The organism is Dorea sp. Marseille-P4042 (assembly GCF_900290215.1).
GTDB classification, from domain to species: Bacteria; Bacillota; Clostridia; order Lachnospirales; family Lachnospiraceae; genus Dorea; species Dorea formicigenerans.
Genome location: NZ_OLMI01000002.1, coordinates 277,556 through 298,155, shown reverse-complemented (window position 1 = coordinate 298,155; position 20,600 = coordinate 277,556). Strand labels below are relative to the sequence as shown.

At 37.5% G+C, this 20,600-nt stretch carries 19 protein-coding genes; all 19 read left to right on the top strand.

The features are described from left to right. Nucleotides 1-59: 59 nt before the first annotated feature. The 19 genes from C7E02_RS06840 (at nucleotide 60) to C7E02_RS06755 (ending at nucleotide 20,573) form a co-directional block, all read left to right on the top strand. A complete protein-coding gene (locus tag C7E02_RS06840) occupies nucleotides 60-320 on the top strand; it encodes an AAA family ATPase (RefSeq protein WP_330406794.1) in 261 nt (86 codons plus the stop codon). Nucleotides 321-373: 53 nt separating this feature from the next. Further along, a complete protein-coding gene (locus C7E02_RS19180; RefSeq protein WP_158682985.1) occupies nucleotides 374-520 on the top strand; it encodes a hypothetical protein in 147 nt (48 codons plus the stop codon). Between the two features lie 18 nt (nucleotides 521-538). Next, nucleotides 539-1,723 (top strand): MerR family transcriptional regulator, encoded by a 1,185-nt coding sequence (locus tag C7E02_RS06835; protein WP_105309136.1) that lies wholly within the window; start codon nucleotides 539-541, stop codon nucleotides 1,721-1,723. Between the two features lie 78 nt (nucleotides 1,724-1,801). Beyond that, nucleotides 1,802-3,097, top strand: a complete 1,296-nt coding sequence (locus C7E02_RS06830) for an AAA family ATPase (protein WP_105309135.1) — start codon at nucleotides 1,802-1,804, stop codon at nucleotides 3,095-3,097. Between the two features lie 23 nt (nucleotides 3,098-3,120). After that, nucleotides 3,121-3,546: a hypothetical protein gene (locus C7E02_RS06825; RefSeq protein ID WP_105309134.1), complete on the top strand. Its 426-nt coding sequence runs from the start codon at nucleotides 3,121-3,123 to the stop codon at nucleotides 3,544-3,546. A 170-nt stretch (nucleotides 3,547-3,716) separates the two neighbouring features. After that, nucleotides 3,717-4,613, top strand: a complete 897-nt coding sequence (gene rfbA, locus C7E02_RS06820) for a glucose-1-phosphate thymidylyltransferase RfbA (protein WP_005331718.1) — start codon at nucleotides 3,717-3,719, stop codon at nucleotides 4,611-4,613. Between the two features lie 68 nt (nucleotides 4,614-4,681). Then, nucleotides 4,682-5,713 carry a dTDP-glucose 4,6-dehydratase gene (gene rfbB / locus C7E02_RS06815; RefSeq protein WP_005331716.1) on the top strand — a complete coding sequence of 344 codons (1,032 nt, stop codon included), beginning with the start codon at nucleotides 4,682-4,684 and terminating at the stop codon, nucleotides 5,711-5,713. Then, nucleotides 5,713-6,663 carry a dTDP-4-dehydrorhamnose reductase gene (gene rfbD / locus C7E02_RS06810; RefSeq protein ID WP_105309133.1) on the top strand — a complete coding sequence of 317 codons (951 nt, stop codon included), beginning with the start codon at nucleotides 5,713-5,715 and terminating at the stop codon, nucleotides 6,661-6,663. Before rfbB ends, rfbD begins: the two co-directional genes overlap by 1 nt. A gap of 137 nt (nucleotides 6,664-6,800) precedes the next feature. Continuing rightward, entirely contained in the window at nucleotides 6,801-7,409 is a 609-nt protein-coding gene (gene rfbC / locus C7E02_RS06805) for a dTDP-4-dehydrorhamnose 3,5-epimerase (RefSeq protein WP_105309132.1), read from the top strand. A gap of 16 nt (nucleotides 7,410-7,425) precedes the next feature. Further along, entirely contained in the window at nucleotides 7,426-8,958 is a 1,533-nt protein-coding gene (locus tag C7E02_RS06800) for an MBOAT family O-acyltransferase (RefSeq protein WP_105309131.1), read from the top strand. Further along, entirely contained in the window at nucleotides 8,945-9,916 is a 972-nt protein-coding gene (locus tag C7E02_RS06795) for a hypothetical protein (protein ID WP_105309130.1), read from the top strand. Before C7E02_RS06800 ends, C7E02_RS06795 begins: the two co-directional genes overlap by 14 nt. A 33-nt stretch (nucleotides 9,917-9,949) precedes the next feature. Next, nucleotides 9,950-11,620 (top strand): glycosyltransferase family 2 protein, encoded by a 1,671-nt coding sequence (locus C7E02_RS06790; RefSeq protein ID WP_242978765.1) that lies wholly within the window; start codon nucleotides 9,950-9,952, stop codon nucleotides 11,618-11,620. Between the two features lie 10 nt (nucleotides 11,621-11,630). After that, nucleotides 11,631-13,334: a glycosyltransferase family 2 protein gene (locus C7E02_RS06785; RefSeq protein ID WP_242978764.1), complete on the top strand. Its 1,704-nt coding sequence runs from the start codon at nucleotides 11,631-11,633 to the stop codon at nucleotides 13,332-13,334. A gap of 9 nt (nucleotides 13,335-13,343) precedes the next feature. After that, nucleotides 13,344-14,558: a glycosyltransferase family 4 protein gene (locus tag C7E02_RS06780; RefSeq protein ID WP_005337858.1), complete on the top strand. Its 1,215-nt coding sequence runs from the start codon at nucleotides 13,344-13,346 to the stop codon at nucleotides 14,556-14,558. 2 nt (nucleotides 14,559-14,560) lie between these two features. Beyond that, nucleotides 14,561-15,439, top strand: coding sequence for a glycosyltransferase family 2 protein (locus C7E02_RS06775; protein ID WP_105309128.1), 879 nt, complete (start codon nucleotides 14,561-14,563; stop codon nucleotides 15,437-15,439). Between the two features lie 104 nt (nucleotides 15,440-15,543). Continuing rightward, entirely contained in the window at nucleotides 15,544-16,947 is a 1,404-nt protein-coding gene (locus C7E02_RS06770) for an undecaprenyl-phosphate glucose phosphotransferase (protein WP_105309810.1), read from the top strand. A gap of 38 nt (nucleotides 16,948-16,985) precedes the next feature. Beyond that, entirely contained in the window at nucleotides 16,986-18,134 is a 1,149-nt protein-coding gene (locus C7E02_RS06765; RefSeq protein ID WP_105309127.1) for an LCP family protein, read from the top strand. Between the two features lie 13 nt (nucleotides 18,135-18,147). Continuing rightward, complete coding sequence (locus C7E02_RS06760) at nucleotides 18,148-19,083, top strand: glycosyltransferase family 2 protein (RefSeq protein WP_105309126.1); 936 nt, start codon at nucleotides 18,148-18,150, stop codon at nucleotides 19,081-19,083. A gap of 62 nt (nucleotides 19,084-19,145) precedes the next feature. Then, nucleotides 19,146-20,573, top strand: a complete 1,428-nt coding sequence (locus tag C7E02_RS06755) for an LCP family protein (protein WP_105309125.1) — start codon at nucleotides 19,146-19,148, stop codon at nucleotides 20,571-20,573. Nucleotides 20,574-20,600 lie beyond the last annotated feature (27 nt).

Below are 20,600 nucleotides of genomic sequence, written 5' to 3'. Positions count from 1 at the left end.
GAGTTGCTTTATAATAAAAATAGATTTTGCATGGAGGTGGAAAAGTGATTTGATATAATATCCCGATTGGTATTTCTAAATTTGAGAAGATTAGGAAAAATGATTATTACTATGTGGATAAGACAGAACTGATTCATGCTTTGGTGAAGACAGAACCTGCGGAGATTACACTTTTTACAAGACCGCACAGATTTGGAAAGACATTTGTCATGAGTATGCTGGCTTCTTTCTTTGATATTCGCAGAGATAGCAAAGCCTTGTTTGAAGGTTTGAAGATTGCTGAAGATCAGAAACTGTGTGAATTGTGGATGAATCAATGACCTGTGATTTTTCTTAGTTTTAAAGATGCAGGTGGGGAATCTGTGCGGAGAGTATGCAAAAGGAAGAAGAAAGGGCGCTGAACCAGATAGAAGAGATGCATTATGCGAATGGTATGTATGCTCAGGGGTGTCAAAAAGTGCTAAAGTATGGTGCAGTATTTTATCGGAAGAGTTGTCTGATTGGCAGATGTGAAGAATAAAGGTGTAACAAAGGTAGAATGAAAAAGCCAGGTTATTATTCGTCCGGAGAGTTTGCGCGGATGGCGCATGTGACACTTCGGACAATCAGATATTATGACAAACAGAATATTTTAAAGCCATCGTATGTGTCGGATTCAGGGGCAAGATTTTATACAGATGAAGATTTTGCCAGATTGCAGCAGATTCTTCTTTTGAAGTACCTGGGATTTACGCTGGATGATATCAGAGAGATGACCATTGATGATGCGGATTATCATTTTATGTTGAATTCATTGAATATTCAATTGAAGCTTGTGAGAGATAAGATTGAGCAGATGCAGCTTGTAGAAAAAGCAATACAGGATACATCTGAGTTGATTCAGAAAGAACATACCATTGACTGGAGCCAGATGCTGAATCTGATTCATCTGACAGGTATGGAGAAGAGCATGAAGAACCAGTATCAGGATGCGTCCAATATATCAGCAAGAATTAATCTGCACAGCCTTTATTCCGTGAATAAAGAGGGATGGTTTCCGTGGATTTATGAGCAGCTTTGTGTGAGAGATGGCATGAAGGTGTTGGAAATTGGCTGTGGTGATGGAACGCTTTGGAAGGAGAATAAAGATAAACTTCCAGAGAATATAGAGATTACATTATCAGATACATCAGAAGGAATGTTAAGAGATGCGAGACGTAATGTAGGGATTGGAGACCACAGGTTCCGGTTCCGGCATTTTGACTGTCACAGGATTCCATATGAGGATCAGAGCTTTGATCTGGTAGTTGCCGGACATGTATTGTTTTACTGTGAGGATATACCACAGGTGTGCCGGGAAGTAAGACGGGTGTTGAAACCAGGTGGAAGATCTGTGTGCAGTACTTATGGCGGCGAGCATATGAAAGAAGTCAGTGAATTGGTACAGAGCTTTGATGATCGGATCGTACTTTCAGCAGAAAAACTGTATGAAAGATTTGGAAGAGAGAATGGGTCTGAGATACTAGAGCAATATTTTACGGCTGTTCATTGGAGGACATACGAGGATGAACTCGTAATTCCAGATCCAGAACCGTTGATATCATATATATTGTCCTGTCATGGAAACCAGAGCCAGTATATATTGGAGCGGTATAAAGAGTTCCAGACTTATGTGCGGAAAAAGACGGAAAAAGGCTTCCGGATTACAAAAGACGCGGGAGTGTTTGTAGCGGAAATATGTTGAGAAGTAAGAGTAGTTGATATATAATCATAATATATATATCAACTATTTTAATATTTGCAGTGCGAAAGGATTATGTGAATGCAGAAATTATATATAAAACATCTAGGACCGATAGAGGAATGTGAAATTAATATTGATGAATTTATGGTGTGCACAGGTCCGCAGGCATCTGGCAAAAGTACAATTGCCAAAAGTATTTTCTTTTTCAAAAATATAAAGAATATTTTGTTTGTGGAGTATAAGAAGAAATATTTGTTGAACAGACACGTAGCAGAGTCAAGAAATGCAACGGTTAAGCAACGTTTTATGAAAGAAGTCCGGGCTAATTTCTTGCAGATTTTTGGAATAACAGGAAGCTTGGATGGAGATATGTTTTTACAATATCAATATACGGAAAAGAAGATATTGAAAGTTTTTCTTGAAAAGAACAAAGAAGGACTGTATGAAGTTAAAGTGGATTTTAGCAAAGATTTTAATGAGTTATTTGAAATGCTTGAAAATCGAAGTAAAGAAATTCACAATCACCCAGATCCGATATTAGAATTAACGGAACGTGAAATCAAAGAATTTTTTAATGATAAGACGGATGTTGTTTATATCCCGGCTGGAAGAAGTATGATTACACTTTTGAGTAATCAGATGAATTATATTTACAGTTCCATGGATGATATTCAAAAACGCAATATGGATTATTGCACAAGAAGTTATCTGGAAAAGATATTGCAGATGAAATCAGTATTTACAATCAGTCCGGTTGAGATGCTGAATGATGTAATAGCAATGACATATATAAAAATTGATGAGGAAAGAGCGAAAGAATCTATTTCTTTGATGAAACAATTGCTACAGGGAGAATATATTAACAAAGACGGAGAGGAACGATTGCAGGTATCCAATAATCGATATGTGAAGTTGAACTATGCGTCTTCTGGTCAACAGGAAGTTGTGTGGATATTAAATGTTTTATTCTACTATTTGCTAAATGGAGAGAGCGCTTATTTCATTATTGAAGAACCGGAATCACATTTATTTCCAAATTCACAGAAACTGGTAATGGAATTTATTGCTCTAGTGTGCAATGGTAATGGTAATCAACTATTTTTGACAACGCATAGCCCGTATATATTAGGAACAATTAATAATTTGTTATATGCAGATAAGGTTTCAAAAGATGTAGATGAGAGCCAATTAAGTCGAATTATTAGTAAAAATAAATGGCTTAATTATGATAAAGTAAATGCAATATTTGTGCAGAATGGAAAAATAAAATCTTGTCTTGATGAAGAGTTCAAGTCTATTGAAAATGAAGTGATTGACGGGGCTTCAGAACAGATTAACGAAGATTATGATAAGATGTTAATGTTGAAAGAATAGATACAGGAAGATAAGGAGGCAATATGTTACTTACGGCAGAAAAGTCGGAATGTGAAAAAAATCAGAAAATTATTGTGTCTCGTGATAAAGGAAGCAGTTGCCAGCATCGGGCAATTAATGATAAAGGACAGTCGGATGTGCGACAATATCAATTGGATGGGAAATTGGTAATTGATGAGACGTGTTGCGATTATTTGGTTTTGAATGATTCGGCTAAGTCAGCGTATTTTATAGAACTTAAAGGTAGTGATATTAGGACGGCTGTTTCACAATTAGAGGTTACGGAAAGAAGATTCAGAGCAGAATTAAAAGGATATGCAATGTTTTATAGAATTATAGCTAAAAAAATGCGAACACATGAATTGAAATCTAATACGGTCAGGAAGTTTCAGGATAAGTATGGAGCAAAATTGCAATATGCTACTGAAAAGATGGAAGAACGGATTTAGATTCACGAATTCCTGAAGATTTTCTTAAATATTACAAAAAAGTTACATTTTTTGTAAAAAGTACTTGAAGGTGACCTAGGGTCACCTTTTATAATGCAATCATGAACATGCCATAACTTTAGAAGATATGGTAAAACTATGTATTGTATTTATTACAAGGAGGTTCCTATATGAAAGGAATTATTTTGGCAGGAGGATCTGGAACACGTCTTTATCCTCTGACTATGGTAACATCAAAACAGTTATTACCTATTTATGATAAACCGATGATTTATTATCCGATGTCTGTACTGATGAATGCAGGTATCCGTGATATCTTGATCATCTCTACGCCACAGGATACACCGAGATTCAAAGAGCTACTAGGAGACGGACATCAGTTTGGTGTACATCTTTCTTATGCAGTTCAGCCAAGCCCGGACGGACTTGCTCAGGCATTTATCATTGGCGAGGAGTTCATCGGTGATGATACAGTTGCTATGGTTCTTGGAGATAACATTTTCGCAGGACACGGACTGAACAAGCGTCTGAAGGCAGCAGTAGAAAATGCTGAGACAGGCAAAGGTGCTACAGTATTTGGTTACTATGTAGATGATCCGGAACGTTTCGGTATTGTTGAGTTCGACCACGAAGGAAAAGCAATTTCCATCGAGGAGAAGCCGGAGCATCCAAAGAGCAACTACTGTGTAACAGGACTTTACTTCTATGACAATAAAGTTGTTGAGTATGCAAAGAGTCTGAAACCAAGTGCCCGTGGAGAATTGGAGATCACAGACCTGAACCGTGTATATCTCGAGAAGGGTAATCTGAATGTAGAACTTCTCGGACAGGGATTCACATGGCTGGATACTGGTACACATGAGAGCCTTGTAGATGCTACAAACTTTGTAAAGACAGTTGAGACACATCAGCATCGTAAGATTGCATGTCTGGAAGAGATTGCATACTTAAACGGATGGATTTCAAAAGAAGAAGTTCTGGAAGTTTACGAGGTATTGAAAAAGAACCAGTATGGTCAATATCTGAAAGATGTCTTAGACGGAAAATACCGAGAGGATCTGTACTAAGATATTAGAATAAAAAATGAAGAATTTTTATAAATTTTGACTAAGTAATTCAAAGGAGATTTTTAATTATGACAATTATCGTAACCGGCGGAGCTGGATTTATCGGAAGTAACTTTATTTTTCACATGTTAGACAAATATCCGGATTATCGTATCGTTTGTCTGGACTGCCTGACATATGCAGGTAACTTATCTACACTTGCACCAGTGATGGACAACCCGAATTTCCGTTTTGTCAAAGAGAGCATCACAGACCGTGAGGCTGTTTACAAATTATTCGAGGAAGAGCATCCGGACATGGTTGTAAACTTTGCAGCAGAGAGTCATGTAGACCGTTCTATCGAGAACCCGGAAGTATTCCTGGATACAAATATCAAAGGTACAGCAGTTCTTATGGATGCTTGCAGAAAGTATGGTATCAAACGTTATCATCAGGTATCTACAGATGAGGTTTACGGAGATCTTCCACTGGACAGACCAGACCTGTTCTTTACAGAGGAGACACCAATCCACACAAGCAGCCCATACAGCTCATCAAAAGCTGGCGCAGACCTTCTTGTTCTTGCATACCACAGAACATACGGATTGCCTGTAACAATCAGCAGATGCTCTAACAACTACGGACCATATCACTTCCCGGAGAAGCTGATTCCGCTTATGATTGCAAATGCACTGAATGATAAGCCGCTTCCGGTGTATGGAAAAGGTGAAAATGTGCGTGACTGGTTATATGTAGAGGATCACTGCAGAGCCATCGACCTGATCATCCATAACGGACGTGTCGGAGAAGTTTACAATGTTGGTGGACACAACGAGATGAAGAACATTGACATCGTCAAGATGATCTGTAAAGAGCTTGGAAAACCGGAAAGCCTGATCACATATGTGGCAGACCGTAAAGGACACGATATGCGTTATGCAATCGACCCGACAAAGATTCACAATGAGCTTGGATGGCTGCCGGAGACAAAATTTGCAGATGGTATCAAAAAGACAATCCAATGGTATCTGGATAACAAGGAGTGGTGGGAGACGATCATTTCCGGAGAGTATCAGAATTACTATGAGAAAATGTATGCAAACCGGGAGGGAATGAAATAATGAAAGTACTGGTAACTGGAGTAGCTGGTCAGCTCGGACATGATGTGATGAATGAACTGGCAAAGCGTGGCTATGAAGGAATCGGTTCTGATATCGCGGAAAGCTATAATGGAATCCAGGACGGTACACCGGTTGTATCTATGCCATATGTGCAGATGGACATTACAGATAAAGCATCTGTAGAGAAAGTTCTTACAGAAGTAAATGCGGACGCAGTGATACATTGTGCAGCATGGACGGCAGTTGACCTTGCAGAAGATGAGGATAAAAAGGATAAGGTTCATGCAGTAAACGCAGAAGGAACGAAAAATATTGCGAAAGTATGTAAGAAGCTTGACAGTAAGATGGTCTATACTAGTACGGACTATGTATTCAATGGTCAGGGAGAAGAACCATGGCAGCCGGACTGTAAGGATTATCAGCCGTTAAATGTTTACGGACAGTCAAAACTGGACGGAGAGCTGGCAGTGTCTGAGACACTGGACAAATACTTCATCGTGAGAATTGCGTGGGTATTTGGAAAGAATGGTAACAACTTTATAAAGACCATGTTGAAAGTTGGAAAAAATCATGATAAACTTCGTGTAGTGAATGATCAGATCGGTACACCGACTTACACATTTGATCTGGCAAGACTGCTTGTCGATATGATCGAGACAGATAAGTATGGTTATTATCATGCGACCAATGAAGGCGGATACATCAGCTGGTATGATTTCACAAAAGAAATTTTTCGTCAGGCTGTAGAACAGGGACATACAGAGTACGGAGAAGACAGAATTACAGTTGATCCGGTTACAACTGCAGAGTACGGAGTGTCCAAAGCTGCAAGACCATTTAACAGCAGACTGGATAAGAAAAAACTGGTGGAGAATGGCTTTACACCACTTCCGACCTGGCAGGATGCACTTGGACGTTATCTGAAAGAGTTGAACATAGACGAACTCTAAAAGCTTTGTGAAGATTCGCATAGACTCAGATAAGAGGCATTGTAAGACGAATAAAAAGAGTGAAAATGAAATGGACGGGTACACATAATATATGTGTGCCCGTATGCATCATAATCGTAAAAAAGGAGATATGCAAGATGGGACAGATTAAAGTAGAAAAAAATGCAGGTGGAATAAAGGGACTTTGTGTCATTGAGCCAACGGTTCATGGTGATGCAAGAGGATACTTTATGGAAACATACAATCAGAAGGATATGGAAGAGGAAGGACTTACGATGCAGTTCGTACAGGACAACCAGTCTTGTTCTACAAAAGGTGTTCTTCGCGGATTACATTTCCAGAAAGAGTTTCCGCAGGGAAAACTAGTACGTGTCGTAAAAGGTTCAGTATTTGACGTAGCTGTTGATCTTAGAAGTGACAGTGAGACATACGGAAAATGGTTCGGTGTAGAACTGACAGAAGAGAACAAGAAACAGTTCTATATTCCGGAAGGATTTGCCCATGGATTCCTTGTTTTAAGTGAGATTGCAGAGTTCTGCTACAAGTGTACAGACTTCTATCATCCGGGAGATGAAGGTGGTCTCGCATGGAACGACCCTGAGATCGGCGTAGAATGGCCACAGCTTGTAGGGGAGTATAAGGGCAATGCTTCCGCAGAAGGATATCATCTGGAAGATGGAACAGCACTGAACTTAAGTGACAAAGATCAGCTTTGGGTAGGACTGAAAGATACATTTCATTTTTAAGTAAGAGGAAATATTTATGTCATTAACATCAATAGAATTTCTGGTATTTGTGATTTTGGCAGTAGTTGGATATTATATCATTCCGAAACGCTGTCAATGGATGTGGCTGTTGCTTTTCAGCTACATTTATTATGCATCTGCCGGAATACAGTATTTAGGGTTTATTCTATATACAACACTTGTGACATATGGAACAGCGCTTGTAATTCATCGAATAGACCAGACAGATGAAGCACATAAAAAAGATGCGAAGCAAAAAAAGAAGGGCGTGTTAATACTTGCCCTTCTATTTGTGTTTGGTCTGTTAGGAGTATTGAAGTATACGAATTTTATTGTACAGAATATTGATCAGTTATTTCATACAGATTTTGGCCCATTTCATTTATTACTTCCGATTGGATTGTCTTTTTACACATTTCAGTCAGCAGGGTATATTTTAGATGTTTATTGGAACCGTTGTGAACCGGAAAAAAATGTATTTCGTTTTGCTTTGTTTGTTTCTTTCTTCCCTCAGATTTTGCAGGGACCGATTGGCAGATTTGACCGATTGACAAAGACCTTGTACGCAGAACATGAATTTGACTGGCAGAGAATTGAACGTGGTGTTCAGCGGATAATTTGGGGATTTTTTAAGAAAATGTTGATTGCAGATACAGCAGCAGTATTTGTTGATGCAATTTTTAATCAGTATCAGACTTATAATGGAATTGCAATATTAGGTGTACTGGCATATTCTGCACAGCTCTATGCGGACTTTTCAGGAGGTGTAGATGTAGTTATTGGTGTGGCAGAATTATTTGGCGTAGAGATGGATGAAAACTTTAAACGCCCGTATTTTGCGGTTTCTATTACAGATTTCTGGCATCGCTGGCACATTACATTGGGAACATGGATGAAAGATTATGTATTCTACCCGGTATCATTATCTGGCTGGATGGGAAAATTCGGTAAATTCGCAAAGAAGAAGTTTGGAAAAACTTATGGAAGAGCATTACCAATCTGTGTAGCGAATCTGATCGTGTTCCTTGTGGTAGGAATCTGGCATGGAGCAGCCTGGAAGTTTATAGTGTATGGTATTTATAATGGAGTGATTATTGCATTTAGTGGTCTGATGACAAAAAATTACAGAGAGTGGAAGAAGAAGCTTCACATTAATGATAAATCTACAGGCTGGCATATATTTCAGATTATCCGGACATTTCTACTTGTGAATATAAGCTGGTACTTTGATCGGGCAGACACAATTCCACAGGCTCTTACAATGATGAAAAATTCTGTAACATATTTTGAACCTGCACAGATATTAAATATACAGTTTGGGCAGATGAATTTAAAGTATACACCTGTATTTATTGCTGTGCTGTTAGTATGTTGTGCAATTTGCTTTGTAGTCAGTTTTTTACAGGAACGAGGAACGAAGATTCGCCAGTCTCTTTCTACAAAGATATGGGTAATTCGTTGGGCAATTTATCTTGCAATGATTTTTGCAATGCCATTGCTTGGCAGAATGCCAGATACAGCAGGAGGTTTTATTTATGCACAATTTTAAAAAACTTGTCAGTCCGGTAATTTTGATGATAATTATTATTTGTGTGAATGAAATGCTTTGCTTTGCGGCAAAACCGTATAGCTTTTTTCGGTTTGATATGCATAATCTGGAAAACGGCGAGGAGTACACAGATATATTTGTAGGAACTTCTCATGGAAAAGCTGCAATTGCGCCGGAAGTTGTAGATCAGTATACTGGCGGTAACAGTATCAATATGTGTCTTGGGGGCGAGTATCTTTCAGATAGTTATTTTATCGTAAAAGAAGCAATACGTGTCGGTCATCCGAAACGAGTGGTTTATGAACTGGATCCAGGTTATTGGGTGGCAGAAAAAAGCAAGGGTGCAGAATATAGAGAAATGTATGATGAGTTTCCAAAATCATTGGTAAAAGCAGAGTATTATCATCAACTGCTGTGGGGACAAGACTGGAGAATGACAATTTTCCCATGGTATCTTTGTAGAACCGGATTGAAAAACCCATTTGAAAGAATCAGGACAAAGCTTGGGGAAGCATATAAAAACTTTGACGATTCTTTCTGGAATAGTGATGTTCAGAACTATGGAGGAAAAGGGCATGTCAGCATTCATAGAACAGATGCTGTGAAGACAGAGGATAATTTGAAACTCTGGGACAAACAGGAAATTTTGCCGGAAGTGAAAGAATATTTTGAAAAACTTAAGAAATTATGCAAAGAAAATAATATAGAGCTTGTGGTAATTACAACACCGATTCCGCAGGAGACAATGGAGAAGTATCAGGACAACTTTGAAGAGGCGAATGCATATTTTGCGGAATATATGGCAAAACAGGGGATTCCATATTATAATTACAATTATATAGATACAGAAAGTCTGGATAAATCGTTGAATGGATTTTCAGATTATGAAGGACATATGTATGAAGATGAAGCTGAAAGATTCAGCGCTGAGCTTGGAAAGATGCTTGCTGGAAAGTAGAGCTTTGAGAATCATATGGAAGGCAGAATGAATATGTCAGAATTTTGGAAGAATATAAATACTTATTATAAACGATATGGATTACATGCAACGATAGTCCGTATTATGGATAAATTGACAGGACAGTCTCGTGTAGATTATATGACATGGTATCAGAAAACAAAGCCGACAAAACAGGTGCTCAAAATACAGCGAGAAACAACATTTCCATATATGCCAGAGATTTTGGTAATTGTGCTGGAGAATAAGAGTGGATCTCATCGACTGGCTGACTCTTTGAAAAATCAGACTTATTCAAGGTGGAAGCTTTGCAAAATAAGAGAATTAAATGATGTAGTGGAAATTCTGAAAGAAGCGAAAGAAGAGTATGTGTTGATTACGCAGCCGGAAGATGAACTTTCAGCGGATGCATTCTTTCAGTGTGTGAAGTCATTGAATGCAGACAGAACAATTGAAGCAATTTATTCTGATGATGATATAATAAAAAATGAGACAGAATATGAAGAATCAGCTATAAAGCCGGATTTAAATCTAGATATGCTTAGAAGTTGTAATTATATTCATAATTTTTTATTGGTAAAAAAGAAACTTTGCCAGGAATTGTTTGATGAGTGTTTGGAAAGTTGGAATGGACAAATTGACTGGAAGTATGACTTTATATTTCGATGCATAGAAGAAAAACACTCAATCCATCATATTGCAAAAGTGTTGTATCACAGGAATGTAGAGCATGTTCAAGTGTGTGACGAACAAGAACGCAAAGCAATTGATATGCATCTGAAGAGAATGAATATAAAAGGGAATGTAGAAAAGACAGAGTATAGAGGGATTTATCGTGTCAGATATACGATGGAAGAAACACCGCTTATTTCCATTGTAATTCCTAATAAAGATCATGTGGAAGATTTAAAAAAATGTATTGATTCTTTGGAAAAAAAGAGTTCCTATGACAATCGAGAATATATCATTGTCGAAAATAACAGTACAGAAGAACAGACATTTGCCTACTATAAAGAATTGGAAGCAAAATGTCCAAGAGCCAAAGTAGTTTATTGGAAAGAAAAAGGTTTTAATTATCCGAAAATCAATAACTATGGAGTGCAGTATGCAAAAGGAGAGTATATTTTATTCCTGAATAATGATACGGAGATCCAGAATCCGGATTGCCTTGAGGAAATGCTCATACATTGCAGCAGACCAGAGGTAGGAGCTGTCGGAGCCCGCTTATTTTATGAAGATGGAACAATTCAACATGTAGGTGTGATTGTTGGGCTCGGAGGAATTGCGGGACATCCTTATGCAGCCGAAGCAGAAGAAACGTTAGGGCATATGGGAAGAGTTCATATGATTCAGGATTTAAGTGCAGTAACGGCGGCATGTATGATGGTGAAAAAAACGGTTTTCTTTGAAGTTGGTAAATTTGAGCCGGAGTATGCGGTTGCGTTTAATGATGTGGATTTATGTATGAAAATCCGGAAGGCGGGATATCTGATTGTTTATACTCCATATGCAAGACTGACACATTATGAATCTAAATCAAGAGGTTTAGAAGATTCTCGTGAAAAGGTGAAACGTTTTGATTCGGAGGTAGCACTTTTTGAAGAGCGTTGGGGAAAGGAATTAGAAAAAGGCGATCCTAATTATAATCCTAATTTCAGGCTGGATGAAAAAGATTTCCGATTGAATGTACATGTCAGAAGGTAAGAATAAAAAGATGAATGTAAAGCAAATCAGCGAAAGATTGAATAAAGAGAATGTAAAAAAAGGTTTTGAATATATTCGTAGAAATGGTATCAGCAGATTTTTGACGCTTGCGAAAGCAAAAGCTTTTCCGGCAGGAAAGAGTTATAAAGAGTGGTATGAAGAGCATTGTCCGACAAAAGAAGAGCTGATGCGTCAAAGAGAGGTTGAATTTTCTGTTCAGCCTCTTATTAGTATTGTTGTGCCGACCTACCAGACTCCGATTCCTTTTTTAAAAGATATGATTGATTCGGTAAGAAAACAATCTTATGAAAAGTGGGAACTATGTATTGCAGATGGAAGCTTGAACGGAGATGAAAATGACACAAAAGTCATTCGCGTCAGAGAAGAATTAAATCGTTATTCCATGGAAGATAAAAGAATTAAAGTAGTTTATCTGGAAGAAAATCAGGGAATTGCAGAGAACACAAATCAGGCACTAGCGCTCGCTACAGGAGAGTATATCGGGTTATTTGACCATGATGACATGCTGACGCCAGACGCTTTATATGAGATTGTAAAGGCAATTAATGACTATGATTATGATGTGTTGTACACAGATGAGGACAAAATATCAGAAGATAGTCACGATTATAAAAAGCCAGTGTTTAAACCGGATTACAGCCCGGAATTATTATGCGCTAATAATTATATCACTCACTTTTTTGTGGCTAAAAAATCAATTGTAGATCGGTTGGGAGGATTCAGAAAGGAATATGATGGATCTCAGGATTATGATTTTATCTTTCGGTGTGTAGAACTTGCAAAAAAAGTAGGACACGTTTCTAAAGTTTTGTATCACTGGAGGATGCATGGAGGCTCAGTAGCAGGAGATCCAACAAGTAAAATGTATGCGTACGATGCGGGAAAGAAAGCAATTCAATCACATTATGAGAGAGTTGGTATTCAGGCTAATGTAGAGCATATGGAGCGACTGGGACTATATCACACAGAATACAAGATGATAAAGCAGCCTTTGATATCTGTGATTATATATGGGGAAGATGATGAAAAAAAGAAAAGATGTTCAGAGTGGTTCAAAAGAAAAGATTATTCGAATTTGGAAATTTTAGCTTCTGCAGGAATAAACGTTGAAGAAATTAATACTCTTGCAGAAAAAGCGAGAGGATCTTATCTGTTTTTTGTTTCAGAAAATCTGGAGAGTGTAGAAAGAGACGCATTGCAACAAATGGCTGGAGTTTTACAGATACAAAATGTTGGTGCCGTGAGCGGAAAGGTGATTGGGCGAAAACATACTGTAGAAGATGCAGGAGTTGTGTTTAGAACAAATGGGGATTTGTGCAAAGCGAATTATGGTATTGGAGATTGCGATTATGGAGATATGTTTCGGGCAAAAGTAATGAGCAATTATAGCATTTTATCTTTGAATTGTTTCATGACACACAAAAATACATTTGAAGAATTAGGCAGATTTAATAAACGTTTTTCTTTAAGTTTTGCGGCAGCAGATTATTGTTTAAAACTGAGAATGCATGGGAAAAGATGTGTCATGCAGGCATCAACAGTCTGGGAATCAAAAGATTCGATGAAAACTGGTATAATCAACGATGAAGAACGTGAAAGATTTTATAAAGAATGGCAGGAAGTTTTAAGAATGGGAGATTCTTATTACAATTCTAATTATGCAAAACAGGGAGCACTTTATATTCTGGAGTAGGAGTAAAAAATGACAATACGAAATGTGATAGTAGCTTGTGATTATGCCTATATAGAAGGAGGCGCAGCCAGAGTGGCTGTTCAGACTGCAGTTGAGCTGTCGAAGCGAAGTAACCTGAAGGTTTATTTTTTTGCAGGTTGTGGTGAACCATGCCAGGAGTTAGTTCAAAGTTCTGTACAGGTGATTTCGCTGGGAATGTATGATCTGCTCGGAAATCCAAGCAAATTAGATGCTATGAAAAAAGGAATTTATAATCGGAAAGCTGGAAAATTGCTGGAAGATTTATTAAATACTTTAAAAGAAAATGAAACAATTATCCATGTGCATACATGGACAAAAGTGTTATCCAGTGCAATCTTTGCTATTGCGGATAAAAAAAATATACCAGTATTTTTGACTGTGCATGATTATTTCCTTACATGTCCAAATGGAGGCTGCTACGATTATGTAAAAAATGAAATCTGTGAGAGGAAGCCAATGTCTTTTAATTGTGTTGTTTGCAATTGTGATTCCAGACATTATTATTATAAAGTCTGGAGATGCATGAGGCAGTTCAGGCAGAATCGGGTTATGCGAAATTGCAAAAATATTCGGTATATATTTATATCTGAATTTGAAAAAAAGCAATTGGTGAGACGTTTTGGCGAACCTAAGTGGCAGTTTATGCTAAAAAACCCAAGTACATTTTCAGAAAGAAAACGAGTATTGGCAGAAAAGAATGAGATATATCTGTACATTGGGCGAGTATCTGAAGAAAAAGGAGTACCACTTTTCTGTGAGGCAGTAGAAAATGCGGGAGTAAAAGCAGTTGTAGTCGGAGATGGCGGATTAAAAAAAGATTTGGAAAAAAAGTATCCAGACATTACGTTTACAGGCTGGCTGGAAAAAGCACAGATAGATCAATGGATTGAAAAAAGCAGATGTCTGATATTTCCGTCAAGATGGTATGAGGGATCACCACTTACGGTACCGGAAGTTCAAGCCTATGGTATTCCATGTATCGTGACAGACTGCAGTGCGGCAGTTGATAATATTGTGACAGAAAAAAATGGTTTGATTGTAAAAGCAGATGGAAAAGAAATGTGCAGCGCAATTGCCAAGATGGCGAATGATGAAATCGTAGCGAAGATGTCATATAATACATTTGAATTGTTCGATGAAAAAAGTTATTCAAATGATGTATACATTAAAAATCTGCTGCAGATTTATGAAAAGGGAGTCTAGAAATGAAAATTTCGGTCATTATCGTAGCTTATAAAAGTGGAGACATTCTTGTGAAATGTTTGGATTCTATTGCAAAATACAATGATATTGAAGATGAGTTGGAAGTGATTGTGGTAGACAATAGTCCAGAAGATGAAAGAATAGAACGAGATTTAGCAAAATCACAATATAAAAATTATCGATATATTCCATCGGACAATCGAGGATTTGGTGCCGGCAATAATCAGGGAGTAGATATATCAACCGGGGAAATCCTTGCATTTTTGAATCCGGATATTATGTTAATTGAACCAATATTTAAAAAAGTCTGGGAGAAATTCCAGAAGGAAAAAGATCTGATGCTCATGGGAGGGAAACTTTTGTTTGAAGATCTAAAACCGGGCTTTTCATTTTACTTTGATTACAAGCCTTCTATAATAAAAAAATGGTCGTTAAAATTATGGAATCGGAAAGACCGTTATGATGAAAAGAACATGTATATTGCTGGGGCAGATTTGTTTGTAAGACGAGATGCTTTTTGTGAGGCGGGAAAATTTGATGAGAATATTTTTATGTATTATGAGGAGCCGGATTTGATTCGAAGACTTCGAAAGGTGAAAAAAGATTGTAAGATTGTGTATGAACCGGGAATTCGAATGATTCATCTGGAAAAGAAGAGTACGCCGATGTCTATGAATATGATTGGGCACGAAATGGATTCTTGTATTTATTATGGAAAAAAATATGGACTGGATTATAAGAAGAAGATTCGTTTTGAATACAGATATTATAAACTAAAAAGGATGGTTTATAAGGTATTGAAGAATCAAAAAGCAGAGCGTATGAATGAAATTATTCAATATTTGAATGAAAATTATATAAAAATATTACGTAAATATTAAAGAAATGTTAAGAATTATGCATCTGATTAGGGTTGTAGACAATTTAAAGATATAGTATAATTTGTAGAATAAAGAGCTATGTTTTGAAAAGTCAGGTGAAAATTGTGATTAAAGATAATCAAAAGTTATTTAATAGATTACATGTGTTGATAGATGCACTTATTATTATATTTTCTTATGGAGCAGCGTGGTTTATCCGTTTTAAAAGCGGATTATTCGCGCTGTCTTCATGGTATCTTTCTTTGAGCCAATATATGAAAGTGCTGGTGTTTGTAGTACCTATCTATTTGATTCTATATTATGCGTTTCAATTGTATACTCCAAAGCGTGGACAGGGAAGAAGAATTGAAGCGTGGCATATCGTACAGGCTAATATTATTGGTCTCTTAGTATTTATTCTAATACTTTATCTCGCAAAAATGACAGATTATTCCAGAAAGATGTTGTTTGTATTTTTCTGTGTAAATGTAGTTGCTGAGATAGGGTTTAGAAATGTGTTACGATGGATTCTCAGAAAGTATAGAAAGCAGGGATATAATCAGAAACATATCTTGTTGGTCGGATATAGCCGTGCAGCAGAAGGATATCTGGATCGCGTGGTAACACATCCAGAATGGGGATATATTGTAAAAGGAATATTGGCAGATAATAAGCCTGAAGGAGAGGAATATCGAGGAATAAAGATTCTTGGCGGAACAGATAAACTGGCAGAAATTCTTCCGCAGAACCAATTGGATGAGATCGTAATTACGCTTGGACTGGCTGAGTATCATAAACTGGGACGGATTGTTAATATGTGCGAAAAGTCTGGTGTGCATACGAAATTTGTTCCGGATTATAATAATATTATTCCGACAAAACCGTACACCGAAGATTTGATGGGAATGCCGGTCATAAATATTCGACGGGTACCTTTGAATAATATGTTAAACGCAGTGGCAAAGCGTTGTGTGGATATTTTTGGAGCATTGGTTGCGATTATATTGTTTTCACCGGTAATGCTTGTTACTTCAATCATTATTAAAGTAACTTCACCGGGACCACTTATTTTTAAACAGGAAAGAATTGGAAAGCATAATCGTCCGTTTTATATGTATAAGTTCCGTTCTATGGTTGTTCAGGATGAAAAAGATGAAAAGAAAGGCTGGACGACGAAAAATGATCCACGTGTGACACCAATTGGAAGATTTATTCGTAAGACAAGTATTGATGAATTGCCACAGCTTTTTAATATATTAATAGGAGACATGAGCCTTGTCGGACCAAGACCGGAAAGACCGCAATTTGTTGAAAAATTCAAAGAGGAAATCCCAAGATATATGATTAAGCATCAGGTAAGACCTGGACTTACAGGTTGGGCACAGGTGAATGGATACAGGGGAGATACATCTATTCAGAAGCGTATAGAATTTGATCTATATTATATTGAAAACTGGACAATGGGATTTGATTTTAAAATTATTTTCCTGACATTTTTTAAAGGCTTTATTAACAGGAACGCATATTAACCAGGAAATGGGAAGACTCGGATAAGAGGAGTGGAAGTATGGATAGAAAGAGATTGAATAAAAGACAGCAAAGATTGGAACGTGAACGCAGGCTTAAAAAGAAACGCAGAAAAAGGATCATCATTATTATGGTTGAATTATTAATCCTGGCAGGTCTTGGAGTTGTAGCTTATGGGATGTTCGTTATGGATAAGATGGATAAGACTACGCTGAACACAGATGATCTTAATATTTATAAGAGTACAGGAGATTATACGAATATTGCATTATTTGGTCTGGATTCCAGAGAAGGCGAGCTGGATGGCGGAGTACAGAGTGACTGTATGATGATAGCCAGTATTAATAATAAGACCAATGAGGTGAAATTAATTTCACTCTATCGAGATACACTTTTGAAGCAGGAAAATGGGAAATATCAGAAAGCTAATTCTGCATACCGTATGGGAGGACCAGCCGAAGCAATTGCGCTACTGAATCGTAATTTAGATCTTGATATTGAAAAATATATCAGCGTCAACTTCAATGCATTGGCAGATATTATAGATGCGTTGGGCGGAATTGATCTTGATTTTACAGAAGATGAAATTAAATATACCAATATGTATTGCGATGAAACTGAAATTGTAGTAGGTCGTGAAACTTCCAGACTTAAAGGAGCAGGAACACATCACGTAGATGGTATTCAGGCAGTAGCGTATACGAGAATTCGATATACAAGTGGAATGGATTTTGAGAGAACACATCGTCAGAGAATTGTATTAGAAAAAATAGTTGAAAAAGCACAGAGTGCAAACGTGATTACATTGAACAAGTTGATTAATGAAATCGTTCCACAGATTTCTACAAATCTGACAACAGGTAATTTCCTGGCGCTTGCATCAAAAGCAACAAATTACAAACTTAGTGAGATGTCTGGATTCCCATTTGAAGTGACAACATGTGACAATGTAAAAGGACACAAAGGGTCTTATGTCGCTCCAGTTGGATTTGCTAAAAATGTAACAGAATTACATCAATTTTTATTTGGAAAAGAAGATTATGATCCTTCTGATGAAGTGAAAGAAGCAAATGATGCAATTATAGAATTGACAGGGGTTGATCCGAAAACTTATAAAGAGACTAAAGACTTTACTTATAAGAGTGGAGGAGAAGAATCAGATACTTCAGAAAAGCAAAATAGTAAATAAAGGGGAATTTTAAATGCAGGTGGATGTAATTATTCCAACATACAGACCAGGAAGTGAGTTTGGACAATTAATTAGCAAGTTACAAAAGCAGGAATATCCGATTCATAAAATTATCATAATTAATACGGAAGTAGGAGAATTTCCACAAATGCTTGAATCAGAACCATATCAGATTGAAGTTACTCACATCAGACAAGAAGAGTTTGATCATGGGGGAACAAGAAATATGGGAGCTAGTATTTCACAGGCAGATATTGTTCTCTATATGACACAGGATGCGATTCCGGCAGATAATCAGTTGATCGAAAGATTTGTGGAAATATTTAAAAGTAATCCAGAAATTGGGATTGCATATGGAAGACAATTGCCAAGAGAGGATTGCAATATAATAGAAAGATATACAAGAAGGTTTAATTACCCGGAAAAAAGCAGAATCAAATCAAAAGTTGATTTATCACAGCTTGGAATTAAAACATTTTTTTGCTCAGATGTATGTGCAGCTTATCGAAGAAACTATCTTTTGAGTGCAGGAGGATTTGAAGATCCAACTATATTTAATGAAGATATGATTTTTGCCGGAAAGAGGATATTAGCTGGAGATAAGGTGGCATATGTGGCAGAAGCGAAAGTGATACATTCACATAATTATACGGGAAGTCAGCAATTTCATCGTAATTTTGATCTTGCAGTGTCACAGGCACAATATCCGGAAGTGTTTGAAGGAGTTCCGTCAGAAGGAGAAGGAATCCGTATGGTAAAAGCGACTGCAAAATACCTGATTCGGAGCGGACAGCCTTTGGAAATATGGAATTTGATATATCAGTCAGGATGTAAATATATGGGATATTTCTTGGGAAAGCGATATGAAAAATTACCAAAATGGCTCGTATTAAAATGTACGTCAAGTCCAAAATACTGGAAAAATCTTAAGAAACACAATTTCTGTTGAAATTTGTAAAAAAATAGGATATTATTAATCTGTTTAATTCTGTTCAATGAAAGGAAGTTTCGATGGTTAAGAAAAGAAGAAGTAATCGTAAGGTACATAGAGGTAGAAGAAAAAAAAGAGGATTTTCTACCTGGTCGTTAGGTAAGAAGATAGGCGTGATTGCTGTTAGCATACTATTAGTACTCGTGATTGGTGGAGGAGCAGCGGCAGCTGCTTATGTGACCAGCAAGGTGGACAAGATGGAAGTCCAGAAGCTAGATGTGAATAAGCTGGAAATTAATAAAGAAGTAGAACATAAGACGGGATACTTAAATGTTGCGTTATTTGGAGTAGATTCCAGAGAGGCTTCTTTGGGGAAAGGTACCAGAAGTGATACAATCATGATCGCAAGTCTGAATCAGGAGACTGGAGAAGTAAAGATTAGTTCCGTATATCGTGATACGATTTTGCAACAGTCAGATGGTACATACAATAAAGCGAATGCAGCATATTCCTTTGGAGGAGTAGAAGAGGCAGTTGCACTGTTGAACAAAAATCTGGATTTGAATATTGAACATTATGTTGCAGTGAATTTTAATGCTATGATTGATGTGATTGATACACTTGGTGGTCTGGATATTGAACTTACAGAAGAAGAAGTTAAGTATACGAACATGTATTGTGATGAGACTGCTGTAGTAACAGGACGTCCATTTGAAGAAGACCTGGTTGGTGCTGGGGTGCATCATCTAGATGGTGTTCAGGCTACTTCTTTCTGTCGTATTCGTTACACGAAAGGCGATGACTTCAAAAGAACTGAGCGTCAGCGCTTTGTGATTGAGAAGATTGTAGAAAAATTACAGGCAGCTAATCTTGCAACAATCAATAAAATTGCAGACGACGTATTTGCAGAGGTAGGTACTAACTTTACATTACCGGAAATTCTTTCTTATGCAAAAGATTTTAAAAAGTATACATTGGGAGAAACTACGGGATTCCCATTTAATAAATCAACTGGAACATTAAGCGGAATTGGAAGTTCCGTACTTCCTACTGATTTAGCAGGAGATGTGCAACAGCTTCATCAATTCTTCTTTGGAGATGATGGCTACACCCCATCAGATGTTGTGCTGAGTATTGATGCAGGTGTTAAAAAGAAAGCAACTGATGTTGGTAAAGGTACAACAAAAGGTAATGACAGTTATTACGATAACAGCTCCAACAGTTCTTCTAAGGGTTCATCAGGAAGTAGTTCCAATAAATCTTCAGGAACTTCAAGTAGAGGCTCCGGTAGCGGCAATTCCTCTGGCAGTAGAAGCTCCGGTGGCAGTAAATCAGACAGCGGATCAGGCGGCGGCTCCGGCAGCGGTAGTTCAGGCAACAGCGGTTCCGGTGGTGGAAGTGAATCTGGAGGAAGCGGTTCTGGCGGCAGTAGTTCCGGTGGCGGAAGTGAATCTGGTGGAAGCAGCTCCGGCGGCGGAGAATCTTCCGGTGGTGAAAGTGCAGAATAATGTATAACCATTCTTAAAATACAGAAA

Coding starts and splice junctions, on each gene's coding strand:
- rfbC (WP_105309132.1), top strand. CDS start 6,801: ATGGGACAGATTAAAGTAGAAAAAAATGCAGGTGGAATAAAGGGACTT.
- rfbB (WP_005331716.1), top strand. CDS start 4,682: ATGACAATTATCGTAACCGGCGGAGCTGGATTTATCGGAAGTAACTTT.
- C7E02_RS06795 (WP_105309130.1), top strand. CDS start 8,945: ATGCACAATTTTAAAAAACTTGTCAGTCCGGTAATTTTGATGATAATT.
- C7E02_RS06780 (WP_005337858.1), top strand. CDS start 13,344: ATGACAATACGAAATGTGATAGTAGCTTGTGATTATGCCTATATAGAA.
- C7E02_RS06830 (WP_105309135.1), top strand. CDS start 1,802: ATGCAGAAATTATATATAAAACATCTAGGACCGATAGAGGAATGTGAA.
- C7E02_RS06785 (WP_242978764.1), top strand. CDS start 11,631: ATGAATGTAAAGCAAATCAGCGAAAGATTGAATAAAGAGAATGTAAAA.
- C7E02_RS06760 (WP_105309126.1), top strand. CDS start 18,148: ATGCAGGTGGATGTAATTATTCCAACATACAGACCAGGAAGTGAGTTT.
- rfbA (WP_005331718.1), top strand. CDS start 3,717: ATGAAAGGAATTATTTTGGCAGGAGGATCTGGAACACGTCTTTATCCT.
- C7E02_RS06775 (WP_105309128.1), top strand. CDS start 14,561: ATGAAAATTTCGGTCATTATCGTAGCTTATAAAAGTGGAGACATTCTT.
- C7E02_RS06800 (WP_105309131.1), top strand. CDS start 7,426: ATGTCATTAACATCAATAGAATTTCTGGTATTTGTGATTTTGGCAGTA.
- C7E02_RS06765 (WP_105309127.1), top strand. CDS start 16,986: ATGGATAGAAAGAGATTGAATAAAAGACAGCAAAGATTGGAACGTGAA.
- C7E02_RS19180 (WP_158682985.1), top strand. CDS start 374: ATGCAAAAGGAAGAAGAAAGGGCGCTGAACCAGATAGAAGAGATGCAT.
- C7E02_RS06790 (WP_242978765.1), top strand. CDS start 9,950: ATGTCAGAATTTTGGAAGAATATAAATACTTATTATAAACGATATGGA.
- C7E02_RS06755 (WP_105309125.1), top strand. CDS start 19,146: ATGGTTAAGAAAAGAAGAAGTAATCGTAAGGTACATAGAGGTAGAAGA.
- C7E02_RS06825 (WP_105309134.1), top strand. CDS start 3,121: ATGTTACTTACGGCAGAAAAGTCGGAATGTGAAAAAAATCAGAAAATT.
- C7E02_RS06835 (WP_105309136.1), top strand. CDS start 539: ATGAAAAAGCCAGGTTATTATTCGTCCGGAGAGTTTGCGCGGATGGCG.
- rfbD (WP_105309133.1), top strand. CDS start 5,713: ATGAAAGTACTGGTAACTGGAGTAGCTGGTCAGCTCGGACATGATGTG.